A 10,222-nucleotide genomic window follows, 5' to 3' on the forward strand; every position below is an offset into this window, starting at 1 on the left:
AAGCCTTGATGGCGTTGAGCTTAAATTGCTCTGTGTACTTGCTCATGTTGAAACCCCAAAAAGTTGGATATGTGTCCAACTTTTTGGGGGCAGTCCAAAAACAAAGCAACGCCGCGTGCGGCCGCTATTGTTAAAGCGTCAATGCCCCGCTATATAGCCCATACGCCGCCCCTAGCGCCGCAATCACCACCGCCCCGAAGATCAATGGCTCTATGCCCTTAAACAACACTTGCCCCTGCTCGCGCTTGGCCTTGGCAAACAGGAAAATTCCCGGGGCGTAGAGCAAGGCAGATAACAACAAGTACTTGGGCCCCGCCGCATACAACAGCCACATCGCGTAGACCAACGCGAGCGCCCCGACTAACAAGTCCTTGACCCGGCTACGGCTGGCCTGCAAGTAAGTCTCGCCGCGCACGCACAACAGAACGGCGTACGCCGCCGACCACAGGTAAGGCACCAAAATCATCGACGACGCCAGGTAGATCAACGTGGTGTAGGTGCCTGAAGACACCAGCGTGATGATCAAAAAGATCTGAATCATCACATTGGTCAGCCACAACGCATTAACCGGCACATGGTTGGCGTTTTCCTTTTTTAGGAACGCTGGCATGGTGTTGTCCTTAGACGTCGCGAACAGAATTTCTGCGCACAGCAACGCCCACGACAACAAAGCCCCCAGCAAAGAAATGGCTAGGCCGATGCTGATCAGAATCGCTCCCCAATCCCCCACCACATGCTTGAGTACCCCGGCCATCGACGGATTTTGTAATTTCGCTAGCTCGGGTTGAGTCATGATGCCCAGCGACAGCACGTTCACCAGCACCAGCAGTGCCAAGACCCCTAAAAAGCCAATCACGGTCGCTTTACCCACATCCGAGCGTTTTTCAGCACGCCCGGAGTACACACTCGCGCCTTCAATACCGATAAATACGAACACGGTGACCAACATCATGTTGCGCACTTGATCCATGACGCTGCCGACACTGGGCGTTTCTGCACCCCAGAGGTCATGGGTAAAAATCTCCGCTTTGAAGCCAACTGCGGCCAAAACAATAAACATCACGATCGGGACGATTTTCGCAATGGTGGTCAGTTGGTTGATGAACGCCGCCTCTTTGATGCCGCGCATTACCAGAAAATGCACACCCCACAGCAGGAGCGATGCACAGCCAATGGCAATGGGCGTGTTGCCTTGGCCAAACGCGGGGACAAAAAAACCCAACGTGCTGAACAGCAAGACGAAATAGCCGACGTTGCCCATCCAAGCACTGATCCAATAGCCCCAAGCAGAAGAGAACCCCATGTAGTCGCCAAACCCGGCCTTAGCGTACGCGTACACCCCGGAATCCAGCTCAGGTTTACGATTAGCCAGCGTCTGAAACACAAAAGCCAACGCCAGCATGCCCACCGCGGTAATGGCCCACCCGATCAATACGGCTGCGCCAGCGGCTCGCTCCGCAATATTTTGTGGCAATGAAAAAATACCGCCACCGATCATTGAACCGACCACCAACGCAATCAACGCATTGAGCCGAAGCTTCTGGGTCTGCTGAGACATCGTCACCTCTTAAGTTTCGATCACTGGAAGTACTGCTTATCTCGCAACTGCAATTTATTGATTAAATAAGTGAACGATCTGTTCGTTTAGATGTATCGCGCTTTAAGCCCAACGTTTTAATAGCGAGATTTTCTATTAAAGACCAAAAAACAGCGCATACAAAGATGAAGTTTTCGTTTCACGGACGCGTTAATAAAACACTCCATTCGCATTTGCAAAATCTCAAATAGTGTCTAGCTTCAATCCCCACACGCGTTTAGTTAAAAATCGTTGAATGACTTAAGAGCCCTATGGCTGAAGGTGTTCAGCTCGCGTCAAAGCACTACGCAATTGCGACGTTCACACTCTAATCACAATGGAATGTAGTCATGACCTGACCTAAGTCAACTGGGTAATCAAACAACCCAATAACCTCTTAGACCTCACTTCTCATGGATTGGAGTCACTATAAATGTCTGATAGTCCTGAAAAACTTCGACTGGGTGCATTAGTTGCACTTGTCGTCGGATCAATGATTGGTGGCGGGATCTTTTCGCTTCCGCAAAACATGGCCGCCAGTGCCGACGTCGGGGCAATTTTAATCGGCTGGGCAATCACTGCAGTCGGCATGCTGACCCTTGCATTTGTGTTCCAAACCCTCGCGAATCGAAAACCCAATCTAGACGGCGGTGTTTATGCTTACGCCAAAGCCGGGTTTGGCGATTACATGGGTTTCTCGTCTGCTTGGGGTTACTGGATTAGCGCTTGGCTGGGCAACGTGGGTTACTTCGTGCTGCTGTTCAGTACGCTCGGGTACTTCTTCCCAGTCTTCGGTGAAGGCAACACCGTCGCGGCAATCATCGGCGCGTCAGTGCTGTTATGGGCTGTGCATTTTTTGGTCCTGCGCGGCATCAAGGAAGCAGCGTTTATCAACTTGGTGACCACCGTTGCCAAAGTCGTACCGCTGGTGCTGTTCATTCTGATTGCACTGTTCGCGTTCAAGCTGGACATTTTCACCAGCGACATCTGGGGCATTAAAAACCCGTCGCTGGGCAGCGTGATGGACCAAGTGCGCAACATGATGCTGGTCACCGTTTGGGTATTCATCGGCATCGAAGGCGCGAGCATCTTCTCTTCCCGCGCTGAAAAACGTTCTGATGTCGGTCGAGCCACTGTTATCGGGTTTATCACCGTGCTGCTGTTGCTGGTTCTGGTGAACGTACTGTCGCTGGGCATCATGACTCAGCCAGAACTGGCAAAACTGCAAAACCCGTCGATGGCTGCCGTGCTTGAGCACGTTGTCGGTCACTGGGGCGCGGTATTGATCAGCGTCGGCTTGATCGTGTCCTTGCTGGGTGCCCTGCTGTCGTGGGTGCTGCTGTGCGCCGAGATCATGTTTTCGGCCGCCAAAGACCACACCATGCCTGCCTTCTTGAAAAAGGAAAACGCCAACCATGTACCGGTCAACGCCTTGTGGCTGACCAACGCCATGGTGCAGGTGTTCCTGATCATCACACTGTTCTCAGAAAGCACTTATCTGTCGCTGATCTACCTAGCGACCTCAATGATTTTGATCCCTTATCTCTGGTCGGCAGCCTACGGCCTGCTACTGGCGGTTCGCGGCGAGACTTACGAAAACGCCTTGGCGGAGCGTAAGAAAGATCTGGTCATCGGCAGTATTGCTTTGGTCTATGCGGTTTGGCTGATCTACGCGGGCGGGCTGAAATATCTGCTGCTCTCGGCATTGCTGTACGCACCTGGGGCGATTCTATTCGCCAAAGCCAAACGCGAAAGTGGTCAACAGATTTTCACCGCCATCGAGAAAGTGATTTTTGCCGCAGTGGTCGTCGGTGCGCTGATCGCAGCGTATGGCCTCTATGACGGCTTTCTAACCCTGTAACACCCTGTTTAGCTACTGTGGAGGATGACTGTAATGACCAAGGAAAAAGTGAAGTACGGCGTACATTCCGAAGCCGGTAAATTGCATAAGGTTATGGTCTGTTCACCCGGTCTGGCGCATCAGCGCCTGACCCCTAACAACTGCGATGAGCTGTTGTTTGATGACGTGCTGTGGGTCAACCAGGCCAAGCGTGACCACTTTGATTTCGTAACCAAAATGCGTGATCGCGGGATTGATGTGCTGGAAATGCACAACCTGCTCACCGATATCGTTGCCATTCCCGAAGCACTGGACTGGATTCTGGACCATAAGGTCACGCCGAATCAGGTGGGTATCGGCCTGGTCAATGAAGTCAAAGCCTGGCTTAAGAGCTTGGAGCCTCGCCACATTGCCGAGTACCTGATCGGTGGCGTCTCGGCCGATGATCTGCCAAATAGTTTCGGTGGCAAAACCATCCAGATGTTCCGTGACTTCCTGGGCCACACCAGCTTTATCTTGCCGCCCCTGCCGAACACTCAGTTCACCCGTGATACCACCTGCTGGATCTACGGTGGCGTGACGCTTAACCCGATGTACTGGCCTGCGCGCCGTCAAGAAACCCTGCTAACCACCGCGATTTATAAATTCCACCCTGAGTTCACCGGCGCTGAATTCAAAGTCTGGTACGGCGACCCAACGATTGATCACGGCAATGCCAGCTTGGAAGGCGGCGACGTTATGCCAATCGGTAACGGCGTAGTGCTAATCGGTATGGGCGAGCGCTCCTCGCGCCAAGCCATCGGCCAACTGGCCCAGAGCTTGTTTAAGAATAAAGCCGTTGAGCGCGTGATCGTAGCGGGCCTGCCCAAGTCCCGCGCGGCAATGCACCTAGACACAGTGTTCAGCTTCTGCGACCGCGATCTGGTGACCATCTTCCCTGAAGTGGTGAACCAGATCGTCGCCTTTTCGCTGTACCCGGATGAAAGCAAAGCGGGCGGCATTGATGTTCGCCGCGAAGAAGCCAGCTTCCTGGATGTCGTCGCCCAAGCACTGGGGCTCTCAGCCCTGCGTGTAGTCGAAACAGGCGGCAACAGCTTCGCCGCTGAACGTGAGCAGTGGGATGACGGCAACAACGTTGTGGCTCTGGAACCCGGTGTGGTCATCGGCTATGACCGCAACACCTACACCAACACCCTGCTGCGCAAGGCCGGTGTGGAAGTCATCACCATCAGCGCCTCTGAGCTGGGACGCGGCCGTGGCGGCGGTCACTGCATGACCTGCCCAATCGTGCGCGACCCCATCGACTATTAAGAAACCCAACGCCCCTATTGATTACTTGCGCTGACCTCACAAAAGGCGGCGCAAGTCGGCTAATCAGAAACCCAGGAGATCCCCATGGCGTTTAACATGAAAAACCGCAGCTTGCTGAGCCTCGTGCACCACACTCCACGTGAGCTCCATTACTTGCTGGATCTGTCCCGTGACCTCAAGCGCGCTAAGTACACCGGCACTGAAGAGCCGCACTTAAAAGGCAAAAACATTGCACTGATCTTCGAAAAAACCTCGACCCGCACCCGTTGCGCGTTCGAAGTAGCCGCCCACGACCAAGGCGCACACGTGACCTACATCGACCCGGTTTCTTCGCAAATCGGTCACAAAGAAAGCATGAAAGACACCGCCCGCGTTCTGGGTCGTATGTTTGACGCCATCGAATACCGTGGTTTTGAGCAAGTAATCGTAGAAGAACTGGCCAAATATGCAGGCGTGCCCGTGTTCAACGGCCTGACCGCTGAGTTCCACCCCACACAAATGATTGCTGACGTGCTAACCATGCGCGAACACAGCGATAAGCCGCTGCATAACATCAGCTACGCCTACCTGGGTGATGCACGCAACAACATGGGTAACTCGCTGCTGCTGATCGGCGCAAAACTGGGCATGGACGTGCGCATCGCCGCACCGAAAAGCCTATGGCCAGACGAAGCATTCGTTAAACAATGCGAAGGCTTCGCTAAAGACAGCGGTGCCACCATCACCCTGACCGAAGACCCGAAAGTCGCGGTCAAAGGCGTGGACTTCATCCACACCGACGTATGGGTTTCGATGGGAGAGCCGGTTGATAGCTGGAACGAACGCATCAAGCTACTGCTGCCCTATCAGGTCAATACCGACATGATCAAGGCCGCAGAAAACCCACGCGTAAAGTTCATGCACTGTCTGCCTGCGTTCCACAACAGTGAAACCAAAGTCGGCAAAGACGTGGCTGAGCACCACCCGAACTTGAAAAACGGCATTGAAGTGACAGAGGAAGTGTTCGAGTCCCCGGTCAACATTGCTTTTGAACAGGCCGAAAACCGCATGCACACCATCAAGGCCATTCTGGTGGCGGCACTGGCTGATATTTAAGCCATAACGCCAACATTGTAGGAGCGAGCTTGCTCGCGATCTTTTAAACGATCAAAAGCTCGCCCCTACAGCCCCGGACTTCCCAGCTCAATAAGGACATTTTCTATGCGTATCGTCGTTGCACTGGGCGGTAACGCCCTTCTACGTCGCGGCCAGCCAATGACCGCTGAGAACCAACGCGAAAACATCCGCACTGCCACCACCCAAATCGCCCGCATTGCCCCTGGCAACGAGCTGGTTGTGGCCCACGGCAACGGGCCTCAAGTGGGCTTGCTATCCCTGCAAGCTGCGTCTTACACCGACGTAGCACCCTACCCGCTGGATGTGCTCGGTGCCGAAACGGAAGGCATGATCGGGTACATCATCGAGCAAGAGCTAGGCAACCTCCTGCCCAAGGAGGTGCCTTTCGCCACCTTGCTGACTCAAGTTGAAGTCGACCCCAAAGACCCCGCATTCCAAAACCCGACCAAGCCGATTGGGCCGGTTTACAGCGAAGCCGAGGCCAAGAGCCTGGCGGCGGAAAAAGGCTGGGACATTGCCCCGGACGGCGACAAATTTCGCCGCGTGGTGCCAAGCCCAAAACCTAAACACATCTTTGAGATCCGCCCAATCAAATGGCTGTTGGAAAAAGGCACCATCGTCATCTGCGCGGGTGGTGGTGGGATTCCGACCATGTATGGCGAAGACGGCAACCTCAGAGGCATCGAGGCGGTTATCGACAAAGATCTAGCCTCTTCATTGCTGGCTCAACAGCTCAACAGTGACCTGCTAGTCATTGCTACTGACGTTAACGCAGCCTTTATCAACTGGGGCAAACCTGACCAAAAAAGCATTGCCCAAGCGCACCCGGACGAATTGGAAAAGCTTGGTTTCGCTGCGGGTTCCATGGGCCCGAAAGTCGAGGCCGCCTGTGAATTTGCACGTAAAACCGGCAAGACAGCGGTGATCGGCGCACTGGCAGATATTGAAGCAATCGTTCAAGGTAAGGCCGGTACTCGAGTGAGTACCGAAAAACCTGGTATTACTTACGTATGAACCCGTGGGCGGGCTTGGCGGCCTGCCCTTGACTACTTAGCCTCAAGGAGCAGCCCTATGGCCTCGTTCGAACCCGGTCACCTGCATATCCATCGCGAGCCGCTGCAACCGGGCGACTTTGGTTATGACATAAAAATTGATTACCAGGTCGTTCAGGATCCCAAGGAAGGCCGGTCGATGCAGTTCGATATGCACGGCCTGATCAACAATAAGGATTTCAAGGAGTCGTTCGTACTCCCAAAAGATCAGTTTTATAACTTCGCCAAGGTCGGTTTCGACATTGCTAAAAAGCATGGTATTCCCAGCCATGCCGACCTGCGCTCGATGCACAAGTACTACGACATGATGTTTGAAGATGTCAGGCATCAACTAGGGCACGAGCTAGGCGACCCGGTCAAACCCGAACACCTGGAATAACCCGCTTTTCGTTGGGCTGCCGAACGCTGCGATCTTTTGCTCTTGAAAATTAAAAGATCGCAGCCTACCTGCTCCTTCAGGTCTGCGCATTTCACCAATCCTGCCCGCCAAGGCATACTGGCCATCCCCTGGCCAAAGATTTGCTCGTTCCCATGCGTATCCATGTCAGTTTTATCGACCGCGTCGGCATCACCCAGGAAGTGCTGGCGTTGCTCGGCGGGCGAAATCTCAATTTGGATGCGGTGGAGATGGTGCCGCCTAACGTTTATATCGACGCTCCTACGTTGAGCCCGCAAGTACTCGACGAGTTACGTGAGGCGTTGTTTCGAGTCAATGGCGTTGAGTCCGTTAAGGTGGTCGATATTCTTCCTGGCCAGCGGCGTCATCTGCAACTCGACGCCCTGCTCGCCGCGATGACTGACCCGGTACTGGCACTGGACAGCGCAGGCCATGTGTTGCTGGCCAATCCGGCTTTAGTCACGTTGTATGGCCGCGAGCCTTCGGGGCAAAGTATCGGTGAGCTGTTCAGCGATCCCGGCCTGCTGGACGTTCTGCTAGAAAACGGTTTTCGCTTACCTCTGCGCGAGGTCACGCTCAATGGGCAACCGCTGATGCTCGACGCCACGCCCATTACCGATGCAGGCGCTCTACTCACGTTGTACCAACCGAGTCGTATCGGTGAACGTCTAGCCGCGCTACACCACGACCACGCAGAAGGCTTTGATGCGCTGCTCGGCGACTCTGCGGCTATCCGCACCTTAAAAGCCCGTGCCCAGCGCGTGGCCGCGCTGGATGCTCCTTTATTGATCCAAGGTGAAACGGGCACGGGTAAAGAGCTGGTGGCGCGGGCTTGCCATGCGATCAGCGCCCGTTTTGCGGCACCGTTTTTAGCGTTGAACTGCGCTGCGCTCCCAGAAAACTTGGCCGAGAGCGAGCTGTTCGGCTATGCCCCCGGCGCTTTCACGGGGGCGCAACGCGGTGGTAAGCCGGGGCTCATGGAGTTGGCCAATCATGGCACGGTGTTTTTGGATGAAATCGCCGAAATGTCGCCCTATCTGCAAGCCAAACTGCTGCGCTTTCTGAATGACGGCAGCTTCCGCCGCGTAGGCGGTGAGCGAGAGGTCAAAGTGAATGTGCGAATTCTCAGTGCAACCCACCGCAATCTCGAAAAAATGGTCAATGAAGGAACGTTTCGCGAAGACCTTTTCTATCGTTTGAACGTGCTAAACCTTGAAGTTCCGCCTCTGCGTGACCGTGGGCAGGATATTTTGCTGTTGGCGCGAGCCTTTATGCAGCAGGCCTGCACCCAGATCCAGCGACCCGTCTGCCGTTTAGCGCCAGGGACGTATCCGGCGCTATTGGGCAATCGCTGGCCGGGTAATGTACGGCAACTACAGAACGTGATTTTCCGCGCTGCGGCTATTTGCGAAAGCTCACTGGTCGACATTGGCGATCTAGACATCGCTGGAACATCAGTGGCGCGACAAAGTGATGGGGACATTGAAACCCTTGAGCAAGCGGTCGAGTCCTTCGAGAAAGCACTGCTGGAAAAGCTCTACGTCAGCTACCCCTCAACGCGCCAATTGGCCAGCCGCCTGCACACCTCGCACACCGCGATTGCCCACCGCCTACGCAAATACGGCATCCCTGCTAAAAATTAGTCAGCCAGCCATTAGCCAGCGATCTTGGCCTAAACACCGTAGGAGCTGCCGCAGGCTGCGATCTCTAGCTTTAGAAGATCAAAAGATCGCAGCCTTCGGCAGCTCCTACCGGGCGGGCTGCGTATCGAATTCATTCCAGCGGAATGGTTTCGATACACGTCGATCAATCCTCAGCTATGCAAGGCTCTGATCCTCTTGGTTTTTTTAATGGCATCAGGGCTGTAGCGATTTCGCTACAGCCTGAATGTGAAGTCATGAGCAAATATTTATTAAGTCATTGAAAAATAACGAATTTATAAAAGCGGCAAACATTTTGCTTAGAGTTAACTCATCAGCTCGACCTGTACGAGCATTGAACCTGTGACCACCCGATAAGTCGGGCCCTGAGGAGTTTTGATGAGCAAGTTGCGTTTTACTGAAGATCACGAATGGCTACGTGCCGAAGCCGATGGCAGCGTGACGGTGGGCATTACTGCTTTTGCGCAAAACGCTTTGGGTGATGTGGTGTTCGTTCAGTTACCAGAGCTACAGACTTACGACCAGGGCGCAGAAGCGGCCACCGTTGAGTCAGTCAAGGCCGCCAGTGGCGTGTACATGCCACTGGCCGGCGAAGTAGTGGAATTGAACGCTAAACTTGAAGAAAGCCCAGAACTGGTCAACGAGGATCCGCTGGGAGAAGGCTGGTTTTTCCGTTTCCAACCTGCTGACCCAGGGGCTGTCGATAAGCTGCTCAGTCAGGACGCATACGACCGCTTGATCAAAGCCCAAGACGACAACTAAGGAGCCGGCCATGACGATTAATCTCAGCACTGCCAATGAATTTATCGCGCGCCATATCGGCCCGCGTCAGGCCGACGAACAGGCGATGCTTACCACGCTGGGCTTTGACTCGCTGCAAGCGCTGAGCGCCAGCGTGATCCCGGAAGGGATTAAGGGCACCAGCGTTCTGAGTTTGTCCGACGGCCAAAGTGAAGCCGACGCGTTGGCGTCGATTAAAGCCATTGCGGCAAAGAACCAATTGCACAAAACCTACATCGGCCAAGGCTATTACAACTGCCACACCCCTGCACCGATCTTGCGCAACCTGTTAGAAAGCCCGGCTTGGTACACCGCATACACGCCGTATCAGCCCGAAATTTCTCAAGGTCGTCTTGAAGCGCTGCTGAATTTTCAGACGCTTATCAGCGACCTGACCGGCCTGCCGATTGCCAACGCCTCGCTACTCGACGAAGCCACCGCTGCCGCCGAAGCCATGACCTTCTGCAAACGCCTGAGCAAGAACAAAGC

Annotated in this window: 8 protein-coding genes and 1 pseudogene; 8 read left to right on the top strand and 1 reads right to left on the bottom strand. The window is 54.3% G+C overall.

Going from position 1 to position 10,222, the window contains the following annotated elements; genetic code table 11:
- Positions 1 to 130: 130 nt before the first annotated feature.
- Positions 131 to 1,558: an arginine-ornithine antiporter gene (gene arcD, locus AQS70_RS04445; RefSeq protein ID WP_055101712.1), complete on the bottom strand. Its 1,428-nt coding sequence runs from the start codon at positions 1,556 to 1,558 to the stop codon at positions 131 to 133.
- A 451-nt stretch (positions 1,559 to 2,009) separates the two neighbouring features.
- On the opposite strand from arcD (AQS70_RS04445), the gene arcD (AQS70_RS04450) reads away from it, so the two are divergent.
- The 8 genes and pseudogenes from arcD (AQS70_RS04450) to AQS70_RS04485 form a co-directional block, all read left to right on the top strand.
- Entirely contained in the window at positions 2,010 to 3,437 is a 1,428-nt protein-coding gene (arcD, locus tag AQS70_RS04450; protein WP_055101713.1) for an arginine-ornithine antiporter, read from the top strand.
- Between the two features lie 33 nt (positions 3,438 to 3,470).
- A complete protein-coding gene (gene arcA, locus AQS70_RS04455) occupies positions 3,471 to 4,727 on the top strand; it encodes an arginine deiminase (protein ID WP_055101714.1) in 1,257 nt (418 codons plus the stop codon).
- Between the two features lie 84 nt (positions 4,728 to 4,811).
- The gene (locus tag AQS70_RS04460) at positions 4,812 to 5,822 is read left to right on the top strand and encodes an ornithine carbamoyltransferase (protein ID WP_055101715.1); all 1,011 of its coding nucleotides are present in this window, start codon (positions 4,812 to 4,814) and stop codon (positions 5,820 to 5,822) included.
- 105 nt (positions 5,823 to 5,927) lie between these two features.
- On the top strand, positions 5,928 to 6,857 hold the full coding sequence (gene arcC, locus AQS70_RS04465) for a carbamate kinase (protein WP_055101716.1): 930 nt from the start codon (positions 5,928 to 5,930) through the stop codon (positions 6,855 to 6,857).
- A 57-nt stretch (positions 6,858 to 6,914) separates the two neighbouring features.
- On the top strand, positions 6,915 to 7,274 hold the full coding sequence (locus AQS70_RS04470) for a DUF5064 family protein (RefSeq protein ID WP_055101717.1): 360 nt from the start codon (positions 6,915 to 6,917) through the stop codon (positions 7,272 to 7,274).
- Positions 7,275 to 7,426: 152 nt separating this feature from the next.
- Positions 7,427 to 8,935, top strand: coding sequence for a sigma-54-dependent transcriptional regulator (locus AQS70_RS04475; protein ID WP_055101718.1), 1,509 nt, complete (start codon positions 7,427 to 7,429; stop codon positions 8,933 to 8,935).
- Positions 8,936 to 9,331: 396 nt separating this feature from the next.
- Positions 9,332 to 9,715 carry a glycine cleavage system protein GcvH gene (gcvH, locus tag AQS70_RS04480; protein WP_055101719.1) on the top strand — a complete coding sequence of 128 codons (384 nt, stop codon included), beginning with the start codon at positions 9,332 to 9,334 and terminating at the stop codon, positions 9,713 to 9,715.
- Positions 9,716 to 9,725: 10 nt separating this feature from the next.
- Positions 9,726 to 10,222: pseudogene (locus AQS70_RS04485) on the top strand (glycine dehydrogenase (aminomethyl-transferring)); the annotation flags it as partial.

This window comes from Pseudomonas endophytica (genome assembly GCF_001411475.1).
GTDB classification, from domain to species: domain Bacteria; phylum Pseudomonadota; class Gammaproteobacteria; order Pseudomonadales; family Pseudomonadaceae; genus Aquipseudomonas; species Aquipseudomonas endophytica.